General features: G+C 51.2%; 16 protein-coding genes. 8 read left to right on the top strand and 8 right to left on the bottom strand.

Translation table 11 applies throughout. The features are described 5' to 3' along the window. The first annotated feature begins 124 nt into the window (after positions 1-124). Positions 125-1,192 carry an HNH endonuclease gene (locus AArcS_RS07900; RefSeq protein ID WP_310736990.1) on the top strand — a complete coding sequence of 356 codons (1,068 nt, stop codon included), beginning with the start codon at positions 125-127 and terminating at the stop codon, positions 1,190-1,192. Between the two features lie 61 nt (positions 1,193-1,253). Here AArcS_RS07900 and AArcS_RS15935 read toward each other — a convergent pair whose 3' ends face one another. From AArcS_RS15935 to AArcS_RS07880, 5 genes are all read right to left on the bottom strand, one after another. After that, positions 1,254-1,532, bottom strand: coding sequence for a pentapeptide repeat-containing protein (locus AArcS_RS15935; protein WP_375139653.1), 279 nt, complete (start codon positions 1,530-1,532; stop codon positions 1,254-1,256). Positions 1,533-1,640: 108 nt separating this feature from the next. After that, positions 1,641-3,416: a hypothetical protein gene (locus tag AArcS_RS07895; protein WP_238479939.1), complete on the bottom strand. Its 1,776-nt coding sequence runs from the start codon at positions 3,414-3,416 to the stop codon at positions 1,641-1,643. A 422-nt stretch (positions 3,417-3,838) separates the two neighbouring features. Then, on the bottom strand, positions 3,839-4,609 hold the full coding sequence (locus AArcS_RS07890) for an Nmad3 family putative nucleotide modification protein (protein WP_238479938.1): 771 nt from the start codon (positions 4,607-4,609) through the stop codon (positions 3,839-3,841). Continuing rightward, positions 4,609-5,484, bottom strand: a complete 876-nt coding sequence (locus tag AArcS_RS07885) for a hypothetical protein (RefSeq protein ID WP_238479937.1) — start codon at positions 5,482-5,484, stop codon at positions 4,609-4,611. Before AArcS_RS07885 ends, AArcS_RS07890 begins: the two co-directional genes overlap by 1 nt. A 415-nt stretch (positions 5,485-5,899) precedes the next feature. Next, entirely contained in the window at positions 5,900-6,241 is a 342-nt protein-coding gene (locus AArcS_RS07880) for a hypothetical protein (RefSeq protein ID WP_238479936.1), read from the bottom strand. Between the two features lie 439 nt (positions 6,242-6,680). On the opposite strand from AArcS_RS07880, the gene AArcS_RS07875 reads away from it, so the two are divergent. From AArcS_RS07875 to AArcS_RS07855, 5 genes are all read left to right on the top strand, one after another. Next, positions 6,681-8,456, top strand: coding sequence for a PKD domain-containing protein (locus AArcS_RS07875; RefSeq protein ID WP_238479935.1), 1,776 nt, complete (start codon positions 6,681-6,683; stop codon positions 8,454-8,456). A 487-nt stretch (positions 8,457-8,943) separates the two neighbouring features. Beyond that, positions 8,944-9,102: a hypothetical protein gene (locus tag AArcS_RS07870; RefSeq protein WP_238479934.1), complete on the top strand. Its 159-nt coding sequence runs from the start codon at positions 8,944-8,946 to the stop codon at positions 9,100-9,102. A gap of 94 nt (positions 9,103-9,196) precedes the next feature. Further along, a complete protein-coding gene (locus AArcS_RS07865) occupies positions 9,197-10,447 on the top strand; it encodes an RNA-guided endonuclease InsQ/TnpB family protein (protein ID WP_238479933.1) in 1,251 nt (416 codons plus the stop codon). A gap of 238 nt (positions 10,448-10,685) precedes the next feature. After that, on the top strand, positions 10,686-10,982 hold the full coding sequence (locus AArcS_RS07860; protein ID WP_238479932.1) for an AbrB/MazE/SpoVT family DNA-binding domain-containing protein: 297 nt from the start codon (positions 10,686-10,688) through the stop codon (positions 10,980-10,982). After that, the gene (locus AArcS_RS07855) at positions 10,979-11,422 is read left to right on the top strand and encodes a PIN domain-containing protein (RefSeq protein WP_238479931.1); all 444 of its coding nucleotides are present in this window, start codon (positions 10,979-10,981) and stop codon (positions 11,420-11,422) included. Before AArcS_RS07860 ends, AArcS_RS07855 begins: the two co-directional genes overlap by 4 nt. Positions 11,423-11,433: 11 nt before the next feature. Here the strand turns inward: AArcS_RS07855 and AArcS_RS07850 are convergent, their stop codons facing one another. Further along, a complete protein-coding gene (locus tag AArcS_RS07850) occupies positions 11,434-11,775 on the bottom strand; it encodes a hypothetical protein (protein ID WP_238479930.1) in 342 nt (113 codons plus the stop codon). Between the two features lie 435 nt (positions 11,776-12,210). Here AArcS_RS07850 and AArcS_RS07845 point away from each other — a divergent pair, with 435 nt between their 5' ends. Beyond that, positions 12,211-16,650, top strand: coding sequence for a carboxypeptidase regulatory-like domain-containing protein (locus AArcS_RS07845; protein ID WP_238479929.1), 4,440 nt, complete (start codon positions 12,211-12,213; stop codon positions 16,648-16,650). A gap of 237 nt (positions 16,651-16,887) precedes the next feature. Here the strand turns inward: AArcS_RS07845 and AArcS_RS07840 are convergent, their stop codons facing one another. Both AArcS_RS07840 and AArcS_RS07835 read right to left on the bottom strand, forming a co-directional pair. Beyond that, a complete protein-coding gene (locus AArcS_RS07840) occupies positions 16,888-17,325 on the bottom strand; it encodes a toxin-antitoxin system TumE family protein (RefSeq protein WP_238479928.1) in 438 nt (145 codons plus the stop codon). After that, positions 17,318-17,887, bottom strand: a complete 570-nt coding sequence (locus AArcS_RS07835) for a DUF7342 family protein (RefSeq protein WP_238479927.1) — start codon at positions 17,885-17,887, stop codon at positions 17,318-17,320. The genes AArcS_RS07840 and AArcS_RS07835 overlap by 8 nt, the downstream gene beginning before the upstream one ends. 334 nt (positions 17,888-18,221) lie before the next feature. On the opposite strand from AArcS_RS07835, the gene AArcS_RS15995 reads away from it, so the two are divergent. Continuing rightward, the gene (locus tag AArcS_RS15995) at positions 18,222-18,362 is read left to right on the top strand and encodes a DUF7563 family protein (protein WP_445668774.1); all 141 of its coding nucleotides are present in this window, start codon (positions 18,222-18,224) and stop codon (positions 18,360-18,362) included. The last annotated feature ends 36 nt before the right edge of the window (positions 18,363-18,398 follow it).

The raw sequence follows: 18,398 nt of genomic DNA, 5'->3' as shown, positions 1-18,398 counted from the left end.
GTGGCCGGGTGCGGTCGAAGCGGAGCGATGTGAGCGTAACGGGCGGTCAAGCGGACTGAAGCGATACTCCAGGGGTTTACGAAAGCGATCGAGTGCTGAGTGTTAACGCGGTTCGAGAACGACTATGCAAGCAACTAATTCACAATCTGACGACGACGAATCGACTTCGAATACAACTGCGGGCGAGGGAGAAAGCGACACTGAAGCTTCGGCGATGGCTAAGCCTCACGATGCTTACGAGACGGTGGATCCGGAGACACGAAAAGAGGTATTAGAAGAACATAATCACCGATGTCAGTCCTGTGGGCGGCGCGGACCTGGGAATGACGGAGTAGCGAGGCTACAAGTACATCACATTGACCGGGACCCCGACAGAATGGACGAGCATGCACTGGAGAATTTGTCGCTGTACTGTGTCCCATGCCATCGCTGGCTGCATCAACGTTCAACACCGGATGAGGCACCAGTGACGTTGACAGAGAGTGAAAGCCAGAATCTGCTGTCGAAAGATATTGAGATCCTCCGGTATCTCGCAGCACACGGGCCAGCGCGGACTGGAGACATTGCGGCAGGGCTACGGGTGGACGCGTCAGTGTCTACAGTGCGGCAACGACTGTGGAAATTAATGGGGCTCGATAAGACCAGTGAGGACCGCGACGAACAGCTCGTCGATAAGAATATCGAGACAGGGGAATGGGGCTTCCCCGAGCAGATTGAGCATTCAGCTCGCGGACACATCCCTGATAACACGCAGTTGTTGCTGCAACGCGTTGAAGATGAACAGGTCCGGGATGCGTTGGAACGAGGCTGTAAGCGACAGCACGTGCAGGAAGTCTTTGGGATTACACGACGGACGACATTCAATAAGGTCAAGCGAGCACAGGCGTTCGATTTCCCGCTAGATGTGGTTAGTAACCAATCTGGGCGGCCATCTAAAGGAACGGTGACAAAGCATGAATCAAACGCAAGTGAAAGCGAGTCAGACCACCAGCAACGACTTGGTGACGTCGACAATCGAGACCGTGATGATCGCGGGCCGACGGAACCGATGGGGGCGAGCGAAGCAACGACTGCGACCCAGTCCGTCGCTGGGGACGATCACCGTTCTGAAGATGTCAGTACCGAGTCGCACCAGCATTTACAGGATGCGATCAAGGCGTTGCAGGCGGTAGATGAAGAGTTATCGTTGTGACATCCTCCTTGCGGTGAACGACGGGAGTCTCTCGCTAGGACAAAATGGCTGGCAATCGTTGCTATTCTTTATTGGTACGGATCTTTGCTCCTCGCTGTTTGAGGTACTGTAACCCGCGAAAGTCTTCGGTCTCTCCATCTATGGTGGACTCGCCTAAATTTGCGTAGCTCAAATCCGCCCCTCGGGCATCCACCCCTCCGATTTCGGCGTGACGGAGGTCGGCGTGACGGAGGTTGGTATTAACCAGGATTGCGTTACTGAGGTCGACTTGACGGACCTCTGCTTTACTCAGGTCGGCATATCGGAGGTCGGCGTCACTGAGGTCAGCGCCAGGTTGGATGGCGTCTGGTGAGATATCATCGTTTGGAATTTGGTGATCAGTTATAGATCGTGATACTCTCCTGTAAAAATATGCATTCTTTGAATCTCTTCAGCCCTATTGAATCGACTATACAAACGCCGGCGTGTACTGCCAGAAGATCAACGCCAACACAGCGATCACACTTACAATGAGTGCATATTTTCCTATTCGTTGAATCTTAGCTTTCGTTGACATCGGCTGATCAGTGGGAGTAAACAATTGAGGCGCAACACCAGCTATTAAAATATTATATGGATATGAACCGGCTTTGTTCATTGAATAGCCGATCGACGCGACGGGAAATACAGAGTAATTAATGCGCTGTCGTTCAGTGCCTTGGTTTGGAGTTATTGTTGTTGTCTCAGTACTTATTGGTTGAGTATCAATCTCATCGGCTACCTCGTTAAGCTGCTTTGCCGCTGAAAATGAATCTATCTCGGTTCGCTCGACCGACTCATACGTTATTTCGCCCACTTCGGTCTGAACAACAGATCCTTCTGCATTACATCTGTAGCACTCTCGATAGCCTTTTCCAGAACATTTCTTGCATTCCTGTGATCCATCGCCATCACAGGCTCTACACTGAATAAGTCCGTCTTTTCCGCAGTTCGTGCAACTCACCCTTCCTCGTTGTCCACACCTGTTGCATGAAACTTCGTTCGTTCCATTACAAGTGGTACAACGGTACTGTTTCACTCCATTGCACGCGTGACACGAAACTTCACCGTGACCGTTACAGTTCGGGCAGACATCTAACTCCGAATGTTCTGGTGGGTTTCCTGAACCACGGCAATCGCTACATCGTTCCATTCCAGACCCGTTACAAGACTCACAGTTTGTTTTCCCATTGCTGCAATCCGGGCAGGATTTCTTTTTGCTACCGTTGCAGCTTGGGCAAGGGACAGTTGAGTTTCCATCGCAGACATCACAGGTCAAATCTCCCGAGCCAGAGCAATTCGGGCATTCAAACGACCCGCCCGTACAATTGTCACACGTATTCTTCCCCTCTCCATCGCAGTTTGAACACTCGATTGGTAAGTCACCTCGGCGGACTACCTCAACCACCGTTTCGGTATCGATGGGTGGGTGCGTATGTTCTGAAATCGGAATATCTGTCTCCTCTCGTTCCGCGTATTCCGATGCGGGAATCTTTCTTTCAGAGACTTGATTATCGACCTTCTGAACCATCATGTCACGTTTCACTACAATTTCGAATGTGGCATTTGTGTCTACAGGGTCCGCGACTCCATCAGCAATATCCGGTTTTGCAGCCAACTCTTTGAGATATTCTCGTTCGTCAAATTCGCCCCACTCATCAAACAAGCTCTCCACCTGTTCGCGTCCAACAGTTGCAGGTAACTGTTCAATAGTGGTAAGGTCCCAGTCACTCACCTTTGCGTCAATTTCTAACTCTGTGCCGGACGCTCTCTCCTGACCGTCTATCGATGTTTCCGTTGGCGTCTGTTCATCGTTTGATTCAGACGGTTCTGAAAGTCGGTCTTCTGGAACAGGAATATTGTCATCCATCCGAATCGTTGGTTGAGAGAACGGCCGATCACAGATCGTGTCGACAACACTAACCATTTCAGTTACTGCTTGTTCTGCGCGTTCAGTATCTACGGCGTCGACAGTTACTACAGTACCATTTTTGAACGTGATCGTCGTAGCATCATACTCACTTTCATAAACAAGAGCATCATATTGTTCTGGAGTATATTCTGTCGATGTCTGAAATTCTCGATGGACTTTGCTCAGAATACAAGGCCCTGTCACAGCATACACGACCGTACCACCAGATTTCAACGGTATATCAAGCGAACGAACTTCCTGAGAAAGTTGTTCTTGACTTATAAACTCACTCATTATAGATTGTCAATCTGACTCAATCTTATTATATCTTGCTCGTATTGCAAAACGAGTCGTGTTCCTCGTTAATTCGTATCGCTCATCCGTAGGAGACTGTTGATACAGCTCACCTCAGGAGAGCGGGAACAGCGAATGGCGGTCTAACTCCTCAACGAGCCGATTACTCCCACGTACTCCAAACCAGAACCGCAAGAAGGCTATACATCAGTAATGTGCTACACACGAGCGCATCAAATGCTAAAATCGCTAAATCATTTATAATATAATCTTCTATATCGTTAACGTAAATTGAATATGTAGCCGAGGACTGGCTGAAAGGTGAGTGTTCGTGTCAATTGCATCTTCTATTGCTTGAGCGAACTTCCTTTTATTAGGTTCTGCAATTTTTACTCATGTTGATCGGAAAAGTGTCTCGGTGGTCATCCTTGCTGCCGAATATAGTCCACTCTCTCTATAAACTCACTCTGGGCTAATTGCAACTCCACCGGGAACTTTCTACAAATTCCTTTGAGACCGTTTTGAACCGCGAATCTACTTGCAAACTCATCTGTTATTTTGTACCATGGTGGTTCGTCAATTCGTTCGCTCATCCTGATAGGGTAGGTTAACTTCTCGGCCGGTTCACAACCATCTACGATCACAATATCCTCGTGCTTCGGTTCTCCGGCCCCAATAAGGCGCTTGGTGTGCGCGTTCTCGGGGAATTCTCGAAGCCTATCATGATATCCACCATTATTCAAATCAGACAGATCATGAATATCATTCACAGTCATGTACCCATAGAGGTAGCGCTGAAGGTCAGAATCATCAGGACCACGCTTTATACCTGTATAAAATCCCAAAACATCGCCAGATTTTAACTTACTTTTGATTTGTGATCCTTTTCCACCATCACTTTTCTTATCAGCAAAAGTCAACGCCTCGAAATTCGGATCATGGTGTACAGGATATTCGGCGATGGTCTCTTGGTCCGTGATCCAATTTCCATCACCATATGGACAGATTTTCTTAACTCTATTTGTCGCAGTCCCGTCTTGATAGTCCAGCTCCCAATCACCGTAAGTGAGCGATGCTGTATCCTCTTCTGTGTCTGGAATTGGAATGTATTCAAAACGACCCTGCTGGTCTAATTGCAATTCTGGCATAACATGGTCACCATCAGCACCTACACCAACGAGAAGAACTGACATCACACCACACCCTTTAATTGAGAGAGTACGGTAGTTGTTTCTAAGTTCTTACCACGGCTGTAGGCTAGTTTATCCTGACCACCGCCATATATATCTGGGCTGTTACCAACGGTCCAGTAGAATTCTGGTTCTGACCAGCTAATCCAGTAACCAGGCGTCGATACAAATTTCAAACTTGATGGGTCATTGTCGTCGTGATACGTATGATCGTGGTCAGGATCAATCGTTTCGCTACATCCGCAGGACGAGGTACCCGAGGTTGAAACGTGGTCGTGATCTGGGAATGGTGATCCAACTTCTTCTACCTCATTATCACCGATAATAGCATGACAATCTCCGTGTTCGATGGCCCATTTATTACTTTTTTCACCCGACTGGGTCGAAATACGAGGGCGCCATATCTCTTCCCTGCGGTCCAGTAAAAATTCGCCATAATCATCCATTCCTCTAAATGCGTGTGTTACGAGCGCAACACTGGATAACCATCTTCTTTTAGTATCTGCCCATTTAGGTCTATCAGATCCCATTTTCCCTGCACACGTAAATATAAACAAAGGTTCAGTAGGTCGAAGCACACCAGCTTCTCGTTCCTCAAAATAGTCGAAAAAGTGTTCTTGGCGCATATCATGCTTACAGCAGGTGAGAGACCAAAGACCACCCCAGTAACTAGGAGAACTTCCCGTCTGTGTAAGCCCACTTTGCTCAGTGTAATCAATTGAATCGGCAGGATAAATCCGACCATGTACTGGCTCACTTTTGAAATTATCCCGGTTCTTTCCAAGCGATTTTATGAGTTTGTTTAGCTGCTTTCTAAGTTCTTGGACTTCTATAGAGTCCAGATTTGGATTATTACTCGGAATTTCGCGTCGGGACATGTGTCTAATGAGCTGTCAATGTATTATTAAAATTGTGGTGGGAGCGAATGACAGTGCTGAATCTCTATTTCACCAAATCGCTGAGTTTTACCGTTGTTGCTCCACTTTTTGTTCTTCTGATCGAGGATTGTAGTGTATCCACAGCACTTCCCCCGAGACATTCACACGACCCTCAATCCCCTTTATATACCCATCTTTCGAGAACACGTGTGAGATGTCGCCCCGGTGAATAACATGAGGGACACTCCGAATCGTTGTCGGCGTCAGCCGCTAAACACTCGTCAATTTCGCGCCTGCACGGGTCCTTCCTCGTCCGAACACGCGGGTGAATATATCGATAACAGTCGCCAAGAAGGGAGGTTGTATGAATGCGTCCTCTGGAGTTCTGATAAGTCGTTCGCGGTCGTGTTGCGTTCTACTGGGTCTCAGTGAGTTCCCGATCGAGTTCGAGTAAGTCGCCGTTCGGCCCGTGGAATTCGAATGGCGGGGTCCCGGGTGCAGGCTCCTCGTAAATCGCTTGTTCGGTGATACCGAGCCAGACGGCGATGATCGGCAGGGAAAGCGTGCTGTATGTGTGGACGATCTTCCCGAATCGTGGTGCTTGGTCCCAGTCAGACAGATCACCTCGGTTTTTGAGCCAGAGTGCGAACAGTTTGGTCAGCATTTTTTTGCTAGACCCACCGGAGTAGCGCGCTCCGTGATTGGCGTCGACGGCGTCAATCGACCACTCGTACTGAATCGCTGGGGTAGCGGTCACGGACATTGTGCGGACTACTGAGTCCAGCATCACTGTATTTATAAATAACGCTTTACTAGGTTCTATTCTGACTATTTCCCAGAAAAGAATCGTACAATCAGATGGGAAGAGTTGCCCGAACACAGCTTTGAGGCGCTGTTAAAATACGTAGTGAGATACAGGTTCAGTCGGTAGTTTGAGTAGATGCAGACTCTCTCAAAATATCAGTTACTCCGATTCGTGGGGAGACAGTTCAGTCAGAGCACAGAGTTGCCCGCTGCTATCTATGATTATAGCTTTTATTGAACTTTTCAGCTAGCAATAATGCAAGACTTTTTCTGTTTCTAATGAGACAGGTAGGCAGAGGAAATTCGCAATGGACAGACGGACGTTTTTTACAACTTCTATCGGTATGGGTATCGCTACCAGTAGCACAGTCGGCGCTATCTCTGGTTCTGTTATGGCTGAACCGAGTGGGTCGATTACGTTTGAGGACCAAACTTCCTCTGACGGGCAGACACTCGTCATCGCTGAAGTCGAAGCTGAAGAAGACGCTACTCTCGGCATTATAAATCAGCGGACTGACGAAGCCCTCTCTTGGTCTACCATCGAAGCAGGTACGTACAATGACTACGAGGTATCTGTTGCCCCGCCAATCATCGAGGAATCGGAAGTTTCTGTGAGTCTCTACCCAGAGGGGGGCGGATCCGGCTTTGCTCGTGATACAGCGATTGTAGACGTTCCTGAGGATCTTGAAGAACCCGAGGGGATTGAGCCGACGCTGATTGAGGCTGACCCAGCGGCCGGCTTCGAGTACCCGTTCTTTATTTATGCGCCAACGAGCGTCAGTACTGGCGACGACGACCCTAAACCAGTGCTGGTCGAACCGGTCAACTCCGGGCAGTCAACGGATGATATGGAAGTACATCTCGATGCGGGTAACCAGTTAGTTGAAAGTAGTCAAACCCGAGATATCGCGGACGGGTTGGGTGCGCCACTTGTTATTCCGGTGTTCCCCCGACCGCGAGAGGAGCCGGTTGATTGGACTCACTACATCCACGCCCTTGATGATACGTCGATGAGTATTGACGATGGTCCACTCGAACGTGTTGACCTCCAATTGTTGAATATGGTTGAGTGGGCACATGACTTTCTTGAAAGCGAAGGCTATCCCGTTCGGACAGACGGTATCCTGCTGAATGGTTTTTCAGCCTCTGGTAACTTCGTCGACCGATTTGCAGTCTTGCACCCTGACGAAGTGATTTCGGTTACAGCTGGTGGGTTGAACGGCATGCCGTTACTCCCACTCGATGAATTCGAGGGTCGGGAACTTCCGTACCACGTCGGAACTGCGGATGTCGAAGCCCTGACTGGTTCGGCAGTCGATCGTGAAGCACTCGATGAGATGAACCAGTTCCTCTACATGGGCAGTGAAGACGATAACGACACGATTGGGTACGGTGACGCCTGGACAGATGACTCGTTGGAGCAGTTGGCATTAGACGTGTACGGCGACCATATGATCGCCGAACGGTTCCCAACGGCTCAACACGCTTATGAGGAAGCCGGCGTATCAGCGCAGTTTCGCGTCTATTCTGATGCAGGCCACACACCTCGCCCGGCAGTTGATGACATCAAGGAGTTCCATCAGCGAAGCCTCGATGACGACGACGTGAGCATGTTCGGCGAGGATGTCGGAACCACTCTTCGAATCGATGTTTCACCAACTGATCCAGTTAGTGGCAGCGAAATAAACGTTGATGCAAGTGAGAGTACTGTTCCGGGCGATGCCGAGATTCTCTCATACCAGTGGGACTTCGGTGATGGTGAGGATGGCACTGGGGAGACAACCACCCACACGTACACCGAGGCAGGCGAGCTTTCGGTGACTCTGACGGTGACAACTGATCAAGGGACACAGCATGAGGAGACCATCGAAGTCGTTGTTGATGCCGATGACGAGACCACTGAGGACGCTGACTCTGATGAGACAGACAGTGAGGGTGGTGGCGAGACTGACTCCGGTGAGACAGACAGTGAGGGTGGTGACGAGACTGACTCCGGTGAGACAGACAGTGAGGATGATGGCGAGAGCGACCGCGATTCTGATGACGAAAGTGAAGCTACTGACGATGGCAGTCCCGGCTTCGGGGTTGGTAGCGCGCTCGCGGGTATCGGTAGCCTAGGATACATGCTAAAACGCCGCCTATCTGAGACTGAAAAAGAATCTAACTGAAGCTATCCGACGAACACTATCTACGCTTTTCGTGCTTCACAAATTCTCTGTATCTTCTGCGGGCATCCTACCAGTTGGCGAATAGACCGCAACTTGCCGCGTTGGTGCCAATAAGAGAGATCAGAATCACAGAGATCTTCCCGCGATATGGTCGTACTGTGAGTCCCCCTGAACTGCTCACGTCGGTGTGTCTTCGTCGGCCGTCCTACGTTCCGTTTGACGGGCGATGATCGCTTCCGACCGTAGAACCGCACACCATGCCCCTGCTCCAATTCACTACTCGCTCCAGAAGGCCTTGATCCGTTCGTCGAGATGGGTGTGTACAGTGGCGAGTACGTCACATCATTCGTCGGGATAGTGTGCGTCTTCTCCAGGGGTTGGTGGGTCTGGCGGCGGGTGGAAGTGTGCGCGCGTGTTATGATCAATCGGGGTACGGTCCCAACCGCACTCGCCGAACTACAGGGACTGGTAGACGCCGGAGGTGGCAGTGTCACCGATCGTGCTCCGAGCGCTCGTCAAACCTGACGCACTCAGTTCCGAGGACGCAGAAATCGCGTTCGAGGCGATCGTTACCGGGCGAGACTGGCTCGACGCGCCGATCTATCTTCCTGCAAGGAGAGAATCCCGCCCTTCAGGGCGGGAGTGAATCCGACAACTCCTACACAGACCACCGCCGATGGCAGGCCGGATATTCAACGCTAATCCACACCATTAAGTAAGTCTGTCTACATAGGCTATGTATGGCGATTGAGGTCACTCGCACCTATGTTGGTTCCATCCAGAACCACAGACAAGTCTGCGATGGCCTCGACTCGCTCGGAGACTCCGCCTCCAAAATCTGGAATGTCGCACGATGGACAGCCGACCGCATCTGGAATGAGACCGGTGAAATCCCAGACGAGGGTGTGCTGAAATCGTACATGAAGAACCAGTCATGCTGGAAAGACCTGAACGCACAATCCAGTCAGAAAGTCATCGAAGAACTTTCCGACGCTTTCCAGTCATGGTTCGACCTGCGACACAAGGATGAGGAGGCGAATCCGCCCGGCTACCGCAAACACGGCGACGAACGCCCCCGTAGCACGGTCACGTTCAAAGAAGACGGCTTCAAACACGATCCCGAGAACAACCGCGTCCGACTCAGCAAGGGGAAGAACCTCAAGGAGTATTGGTCAGACTTCCTGCTCTGCGAGTACCAGACACGACCCGACGTTGACCTCTCAAAAGTCAACAGCGTGCAGAACGTTCGGGCCGTCTGGAACGGCGACGAATGGGAACTACACTTCGTCTGCAACGTCAGCCTCGAAACGAACGACTCAGCAGGCGAAGGCGTGGCAGGTACCGACCTCGGTATCAAAAACATCGCCACAGTCGCATTCCCAGACGAATACGTACTCTACCCCGGTAACTCGCTAAAAGAAGACAAGCACTATTTCAAACGTGCTGAGTACGATACTGAGGGTGAAAACGGCCCCTCGGAGAGGTCGATGTGGGCACGTAGAAAACTCGCAGACCGCGAGACGCACTTCTACCACACGTTGACGGACACCATCATCACCGAGTGTGTCGAACGCGGTGTGGGTACACTCGCGGTGAGTTGGCCTGAAGACGTGCGAGAGTCTGATTGGGGGAAGACCGGCAACAAGAAGTTGCACTCGTGGGCGTTTGACCGTATCTACCAGTACCTCGAATACAAAGGCGAGATCCGTGGCGTTGAGGTGCTGAAAGAGAACGAGTGGAACACCTCGAAGACCTGTTCACGGTGTGGTGACGACACGAAGTCGAACCGTGTCGAACGTGGGTTGTACGTCTGCTCGTCGTGCGAGTTGGTCGGGAACGCAGATTGCAATGGGGCGGAGAATATGCGCCAGAAGATAACTCCGAGTCCTCATGGAGAGGATAGGAGTAACGGCTGTGTGGCACAGCCATCGACATACTTGTTCGACCGCGAGAGCGGGATGTTTCGCACGAGAGAGCAAGTCGTGTCGTAGACCGGCAAATATCCCACCTGCGGTACGGGAAGCCTCGCCGTTTACGGCGAGGAGGATGTCACCGGTATGTGGGCCGACTGTTGGACGATTCGTGAGAAGTGACGTTCCAAATGCGGTTTTTTGGCCGATGCAAGGGATGGTATTGTTCAGTTTCGCAAGTGAGAGAAACAGGGCCGTTGTCGGGTTTTCAGAAAGATATTACGAAGATTAAAGTATTACACGTTCCTAATCATTACGCATGAGTGATGCAGAAGACGGGACGACTGTTACCGTCACAAGCAAGGGGCAAGCGACGATCCCCAAAGAGTTTCGTGACAAACTCAACATCGACACGCCGGGCCGAGTCCGATTTGTCGAGAACGAAGCGGGAGAGATTGTGGTTCAACCAATCAAACGGCCATCCGAACTTCGAGGCGCACTCGCAACTGAAGAAACGGACCATGGGAAGTCGGCCACGGAGCGGCTTCGTGAAGAGCGACAGCGTGACAAGACGAGGACTGACGAGAAACACGGTGTTTCGGAGCAGGAGGAATGACTGTCGTCTTTGATGCCGAACCACTGCTTGCCTTTTCGTTCGACGAGCAGGGTGCAGGCGAGGTCGAACGCTGGCTTGATCAAGTGTACGACGGGGAACTCGATGGGTACGTCTCCACTATCAATCTCGCTGAATTTCGATACATCGCCGCCCGAGAAGCATCTGGAGAGCAGGCCGACGCTCATATCAACGACCTCCGAGAGATGGGCGTGTCCGAGTACAACATCGATGGTCTCTGGGAATCTGCAGCAGATTTGAAAGCCACGTACAGCCCATCTATCGGAGACGCATACGCCGTCGCTGCCGCCAAGGACCTCGACAACAACGATCAGCAGCGGAACGTAACCCTCCTTGTTGGCGCTGACGACGACTACGACGTGTTTGAGGCCACTGAGGGCTTCAATCATCTCATCGAACGCTTCCGCGACCAGTCTGCCTGAGCACGCCCGGATTATTGGCACTCGGTGCACTCCCGGGCGAGTGTGAGTAAGTCACCATCAGGGCCACGGAACTCGAATGGTGGGGTCCCGGGTGCGGGCTCCTCGTAAATCGTTTGTTCGGTGACACCGAGCCAGACAGCGATGATTGGTAGGGAAAGGGTGCTGTATGTGTGGACGATTTTGCCGAACCGGGGTGCCTGCTCCCAGTCAGAGATGTCTCCTTGATCTTTGAGCCAGAGTGCGAACAGAGAGGTCAGCATTTCCTTGCTCGAACCACCGGAGTAGCGCGCTCCATGATTGGCGTCGACAGCGTCAATCGACCACTCGTACTGGATCGTTGGGGTAGCGGTCACGGGCATTGTGCGGACTACTGACTCCAGCATCACTGTATTTAGAGGTGGCGGTTTAACAGGTTCTATTCAACACCTTTACGACGAATAGATGGGGGATCTCATACAATTGAACGGTCGTGGATGAGTGTAGGGAGAGGTAAGAAAATACGAGGTCAGGTAGCGATCTGATGCTGTTGATTGGGTGGGTTGCCTCAGTAAAAGTGTTCACTGCCGGTCTCACGGTCGAGATATGTTGGGGCGATGCCGGATGGCCCCTTGGTTAGTGCTATTCAATATGTCCAAGACTCGTAGTTTCTCGCTTCAACTGCCTTGTTCTGTCGAGTCGTTCCGATTTTGTCTAGTGATTTAGCAGCGCCAAATTTTGCAATAGTCCTTATCCTCACATGACAATCTATAAGTAAGATGCACCGTGACCTTTCGGCAGGTTCATTAGTAATGGCAGTTGGAACTTCACGAAAACTAACAAAGTGTCGTATTACTATACTCGCTCTATTCGTTGTCATGGCGATGGTGGGTGGTGCAATAATCGCCTCACCTGCAGCGGCAGAGAGTGACTCAACAGAACATGTGCTGAGCGGCACCGTGGTCGACGAAAGCGATGACCCCATTGAGGATGCAGACGTTTTTATTCAAGATGATGATACCGATGAGCTTGTTGCTGAGGTACCCACCGACGCAGATGGGGAATACGAGATCGAACTAGAAGAAGGTGATTACGTCATGGCCGCCGAAGCAGACGGATTCTTGTCCCCGAGCCCAGTTACGGTGACTCTCAACGAGGACAGGACCCAAAACTTAGAGTTGGAGACCGCAGCGACGATCGAGGGTACGGTGAAAGATGAAGACGATACCGAGATAGAGGATGTCAGTGTTTCGGCCGAACAGGACGGTTCATCCTACAGCACTTCGACCGATGAGGAAGGGATGTATTCGATTGATGTGCCCGAGGGCGACTATACAGTCACCGTTTCTGACTACAGATTTGAGGGCGGCAGTGTCGATGTATTCTTAGAGAAGGGAGAGACCAAAGAAGAAGATCTCGAAGCAACGAAGCTGAGTACTGGAACGCTCGAAGGGGAAGTCACCGATCGAGATGGTGAATCACTTGAAGAGGCATTCGTTGATATCCAGCAGGATGGGGAGCAAGTTGACTTTGTCAGGACTGATGCAGATGGACAGTACGACATTGAACTGGCTGACGGTGAGTACACCGTATTCGCAGCTAAAGACGGATTCCAGTTTGAACAGAGGACTGTCACTATTGACGGGGACGCCACAACGATAGAAGAATTCGAGTTGGAAGAATTGGTGACTCTTGATGGGGAAGTGACCGATACAGATGACAATGCTCTCGATGGGGTTGACATCAGTCTCGTCGAAGATGGCGAAACCGTAGAGGAAACTGAGACCGACACGGATGGGGAATACGAAGTCGAAGTCCCTACTGGAGAGTACACTGTTGAGATCTCTGATAGTGTTCATGAAGACCTCGACGAAGTGGTGACACTTGATGAGTCAGAGACGAAGAATTTCGAGCTCGAACCGCTGGCCACAGGTACGCTCGAAGGGGAAGTTACTGATGAAGACGGTGAGCCACTTGAGGGGGCGACTATTGATGTCCAGCATGATCAGGAGAGCGTTGATTTCACTCAGACTGATGCAGATGGACAGTACGACATTGAACTAGAGGAAGGTGAGTACACTACAACCGTATTCAAAGACGGATTCGAGGTTGAAGAGCGGACTGTCAACATCGAGGAGGACGCCACATCGATAGAAAACGTCGAGCTTGAAGAATCACTTACTCTTGAGGGAGAAGTCACCGATGAAGAAGGCGAGCCAATTGAAGATGCTCGTGTCAGTATTACTCAAGACGGTGATTTCGTTGATAGTGTCCAAACTGACGAGGAAGCCAATTATGAAGTAGAGCTTGAAGAAGGCGAGTACAACGTCCGGGCTGACGCGGATGGGTTCTTATCTGACTTTACGACGGTGAATCTCGATGAGGACAGGACCCAAGATTTTGAACTCGAAATAGCAGGCGTAGTCGAGGGAACGGTGACAGATGAAGATGGTGATGCAGTAGAAGGCGTTAGAGTCACTGCGGGACAAGACGGATTTACTGGGACTCGGACTGATGAGAATGGGGACTACTCGATTGATGTTCCAGAAGGAGAGAATACAGTTAGCATTACCGACTCTGAGTTTGAGGACGTTAGCAAGAAATTCTCAGTAGAAAAAGGAGAAACTGTAACCCAAGATCTGGAAGCGACGCCACTGAGTATTGGGACGCTTGAAGGGGCAGTCACAGACAAAGACAACGAAGATGATCCGATCGGAAATGTTGAGGTTGGTATCTTTCAGGATGGCGACTTCATTGAGTCTGTCGAGACTGACGATGATGGTACCTACGAAGTAGAACTAGGTGAGGGCGAGTACTCACTGTCCATTGATGAAGATGGGTTTGCGAGCAAAGAGAGAGACACCAGCATTGAGGAAGAGACGACGACGACAGAGGACTTCGAACTTGAACCTCTTGAGACAGGTGTGCTTGAAGGAGAGGTAACTGATGAAGAAGGTGAGCCGATTGAAGCTGCCCGTGTCAGTATTTTTCAGGATGCTGAATCTGTTGGCTCTGTTCAGACTGACGAAGAGGGTAACTACGCAGTTGAAGTTGAAGAAGGGGATTATGACGTGTCTATCTCGGCAGACGGGTTCGCAGGGGAGGAACACAGGGTTAGTATTTCGGAAGACGATACGACAACCGTAGACGCTGAGTTGGAAATAGCAGCGGAGATTGCAGGGAAAGTGACTGATGCAGACGATAACGCAGTAGAAGGTATCTTTGTTGGTATTAAACAAGACGGAGTTGTGGTGTCTATTACTGCTACGGATGAAGATGGGCACTACTCACAGGACATAGCTGAGGGTGAGTACACGGTCAGCATTACTGATGCGACGCACGACGGAGATAGTGAAGAAGTCTCGTTGGTCAGCGGCGAAACGACAACTCAAGATCTTGAAGCAACCCCGGTGAGTACGGGAACGCTTGAGGGAGAGGTCACTGACCAAGATAGAAACACAATGGGAGGTGCTCTTATTAGTATATACCAAGACGGCGTGTTCACGGAGTCTGTTGACAGTGCTGAAGATGGAACATACGACGTTGACCTCGGTGAAGGCGAGTACACTGCCGTCGTCGATGCAGAAGACGGTAACACACTTATAGCATCGATCACAGTCGAAGCTGGTGAAACAACGACAGAAGACATCGTTCTGGAAGAGACAGGAACAGTCAAAGGAACGGTTCTTGAGGATAGTAACGGTGAACTATCGGATAGCACCGTGAAAGTTGAACAGGATGGTGAAATCCTCTACTCCTTCATGACGAGAGCTGATGGGTACTACGAAGCCCCTCTTCCACCGGGAGAGTACACCTTGACAGGTAACGCAAACGGTTACGAAGAAGCGAGTCATGAAGTCACAGTCACTGAAAACGAAACAGTAACACAAGACTTCGAGTTGGAACTAGCGACAGGAACGGTTGAAGGTGAAGCCATTGATGAGGACAGAGATCCGATCGAAGACGCTCAGATTAGCATCACCCAAGACGACGAAGAGGTCGAATCCATCTCAACTGACGCAGACGGCTCCTACGAAGCAGAGTTACCACTCGGCGAATACACCGTAACAATCGATGAAGACGAATACGAAGCACAAGACCACGAAGTCACAGTTACTGAAGACGAAACAGTGACACAGGACTTCGAGTTGGAACTAGCAACAGGAACGGTTGAAGGTGAAGTCCTTGATGAAGACGAAGATGTGATTGAAGCGGTTGAGGTTAGCATCACCCAAGATGACGAAGAGGTCGAGTCCGTCTCAACTGACGAAGACGGCTCCTACGAAGCAGAACTGGTCCTTGGCCAGTACACCGTGTCCGTCGATGAAGACGGATACGAAGCACAAGACCACGAAGTCACAATCACTGAGGATGAAACCGTAACGCAGGAGTTCGAGTTGGAGCTGGCGACAGGCTCGCTTGAAGGTGAAGTCATTGGCGAGGATGGAGATCCGATCGAAGACGCTCAGATTAGCATCCTCCAAGATGACGAAGAGGTTGAGTCCGTCTCAACTGACGACGACGGATTCTACGAAACGGAGTTGGTGCTCGGCGAATACACTGTGTCAGTCGATGAAGACGAGTATGAAGCACAAGACTCTGAGGTTACACTTGTTGAGGGAGAGATCTCAATTCAGGACTTCACACTCGTTGCAGAGGAGGATGACGAAACCGATGCCGGCGGTGGCGGTGCTCCGTCCCTCGGTCCGGCTGAGTTCGAGGTGAGTATCCGTGAAGCTCCAGATAGTGTGGCTGCTGGTGAAACGGTCTCTGTAGAGGTTGCTGTGGAGAATGTCGGCGGGACAACCGGTGAGCAAACGATCACGCTTGAGCATGATGGTGACCAGATTGCTGATGACACCCTGGAACTCTCTCGTGATCAACAGCGGTTCATCACCCTCACTGGCGAAGTAGATGAGGGTGCTGATGGTGAACAAACATTTATTCTCAGCTCAGATGACGATGCTGTCGAGACATCTCTGGCCGTAGAGGCTGAGACTGAAGAAGAGACTGATGAGAGCGATGAAACGGAGGAAGCAGATGAGGACGACGCAGATGAAGCTGACACTGAGGAGACTGAAGACGACTCCGAAGAAGCGTCTGATGACTCCGCAGAAGCAGAAGAGACAGATGATGAACCAGCGGAAGATGAAATTGTAGAAGATGATGACCAGCCTGGCTTTGGCGTGACCGTCGCTGTGATTGCCCTGCTTGGGCTACTGGTCGGTACGCGATTGTCCCGGAACGAATAATCCATCGTTCACTCTTTTTTATTCTTGCTGAGTACGCTACAGTCGTGTTCAGATGGCGAATCTGATTGAGTTAGCGGAGTGAGCAGCCCCGGGAAATCTTCCCGCGATATGGTCGTACTGTGAGTCGCCTTAGACTGCTCATGTCGGTGTGTCTTCGTCGGCCCTCCTGCGTTTCGTTTGAGGGGCGATGATCGCTTCCGACTGCAGAACCGCACACCATGTCGCCGCTCTAATTCACTACTCGTTCCAGAATGCTTCGATTCGGTCGTCGAGACGAGTGAGTACGGTGGCGAGTACGGCCCGCCATTCGTCGGGATAGTCATTGTCCTCGCCTGGTGTCGGTGCGTCTGGAGGTGGATGTAAATGGTTACGAGTGTTGTGATCGTTTGGGTGGCGATCCCAGCGGCACTCCCACGATTCACCCGCCCGGTATTGCTCGGAGTAATGGATGCTGAAGTCATCGGTTTCGAACCACCGGATCCGGAGAGACGCACGCGTAATTCCGCCGGGGAAGTACCCGAGATCATAGTCGGCGACGACAGCATTCGGCGCATACGGAGGGCGTGCGTGGACATCGTCGAAGCGAGAGCTTCGAGTGAGGTGCGCAGCAATACGGTCGAGAATTTCAGCATCGATGGGGCCGGTACTGGGCGGGTCAGTTGGAGTTTCAGGCATCGATGTGACCGGTGGTGCTACCGGATGCAGGATGGTCACGTCGCGCCGCGTCGAGGAGGGCCGCTCTGCGTTCGAGCGTTTTCCACTCGGAGAGTGCTTCCCATGCGTCCTCAGTAGATATGTCTCGGCTGGCTTCTAGGAGGGAGACACCGTTGGGATCGTTTGCGTCGAACTGTTCTCTGTAGTCTTCGATCTGTTCAAGAGTGTCTGAAAGCGTCTCGACGATTTCTTGGGTGGAGTAGTCCTCGCGGATGCGGTCGATCCGTCGCCACTGGAAGTACGCGTCGTTGCGCTCGTACCGGACGGGACGGCCGTCATGGCGGTGAACCATGCCCATCTCGTCGAACCATTCTAGGTAGTCGCGGGCAGTCTCGGTATCGCAGTCAGCAAGGTCAGCGATATCTGAAACCTTGGTTGGGGTTCGAAGTCCGGTGACGACGTTGAGAACTCGTTCGCGGATTGGTCCACTTTTGAGCAGCGATTCGGGTGACTCTAGTTCATCGATGTCGGGCGGTGATTCCTCGCCAGCGTACGCGTCATCGGGAATATCAGTGATGTCCATTCGTGACGCCTCCGTACTGTGACCTACTGCATGGAACGATATATATCTACTGTGCACTGAATTATTTCTGCTTCGTCTGGGGCTGTCAAGCCCCACATGCTTACTGGGACTCGGTGCGCTCCCGGATGAGTGTGAGTAAGTCACCGTCAGTCAGACATATTCTGAGGTTCTGGAGTGCGATAACTCTCGTTTCGGGGGTGTCCTCAATTTTCTTCACGGATATCTGCGAACGAAATTGGTTGGTGTTTTGAGAACACCCTTGGTGTTAAAATGGGTGGGGTCCCCACACGGATGTATATGTGCGATCACATGGTCTGCGGGCAGGTGAGTCGGGATGCCTGAGTGTGACAACTGTGGCGCGCACCTCACCCCGGAGTATGTTCGTGTGTTCGGTGATTCGAGCGGCTCAGTCCCAATCTGTATTCATTGCGCACCGAACACTGAGGCGAGGGATGCCATAGCTGATAATGAGTGACGGCAGCTCGAAAATAAGGCTCTGTTGCGGGTGTCA

Source organism: Natranaeroarchaeum sulfidigenes (assembly GCF_017094485.1).
GTDB classification, from domain to species: Archaea; Halobacteriota; Halobacteria; order Halobacteriales; family Natronoarchaeaceae; genus Natranaeroarchaeum; species Natranaeroarchaeum sulfidigenes.
This window is presented reverse-complemented; position numbering and strand designations above follow the sequence as displayed.

Coding starts and splice junctions, on each gene's coding strand:
- AArcS_RS07900 (WP_310736990.1), top strand. CDS start 125: ATGCAAGCAACTAATTCACAATCTGACGACGACGAATCGACTTCGAAT.
- AArcS_RS07895 (WP_238479939.1), bottom strand. CDS start 3,416: ATGAGTGAGTTTATAAGTCAAGAACAACTTTCTCAGGAAGTTCGTTCG.
- AArcS_RS07890 (WP_238479938.1), bottom strand. CDS start 4,609: ATGTCAGTTCTTCTCGTTGGTGTAGGTGCTGATGGTGACCATGTTATG.
- AArcS_RS07885 (WP_238479937.1), bottom strand. CDS start 5,484: ATGTCCCGACGCGAAATTCCGAGTAATAATCCAAATCTGGACTCTATA.
- AArcS_RS07875 (WP_238479935.1), top strand. CDS start 6,681: ATGGCTGAACCGAGTGGGTCGATTACGTTTGAGGACCAAACTTCCTCT.
- AArcS_RS07865 (WP_238479933.1), top strand. CDS start 9,197: ATGGCGATTGAGGTCACTCGCACCTATGTTGGTTCCATCCAGAACCAC.
- AArcS_RS07860 (WP_238479932.1), top strand. CDS start 10,686: ATGAGTGATGCAGAAGACGGGACGACTGTTACCGTCACAAGCAAGGGG.
- AArcS_RS07855 (WP_238479931.1), top strand. CDS start 10,979: ATGACTGTCGTCTTTGATGCCGAACCACTGCTTGCCTTTTCGTTCGAC.
- AArcS_RS07845 (WP_238479929.1), top strand. CDS start 12,211: ATGGCAGTTGGAACTTCACGAAAACTAACAAAGTGTCGTATTACTATA.
- AArcS_RS07840 (WP_238479928.1), bottom strand. CDS start 17,325: ATGCCTGAAACTCCAACTGACCCGCCCAGTACCGGCCCCATCGATGCT.
- AArcS_RS07835 (WP_238479927.1), bottom strand. CDS start 17,887: ATGGACATCACTGATATTCCCGATGACGCGTACGCTGGCGAGGAATCA.
- AArcS_RS15995 (WP_445668774.1), top strand. CDS start 18,222: ATGCCTGAGTGTGACAACTGTGGCGCGCACCTCACCCCGGAGTATGTT.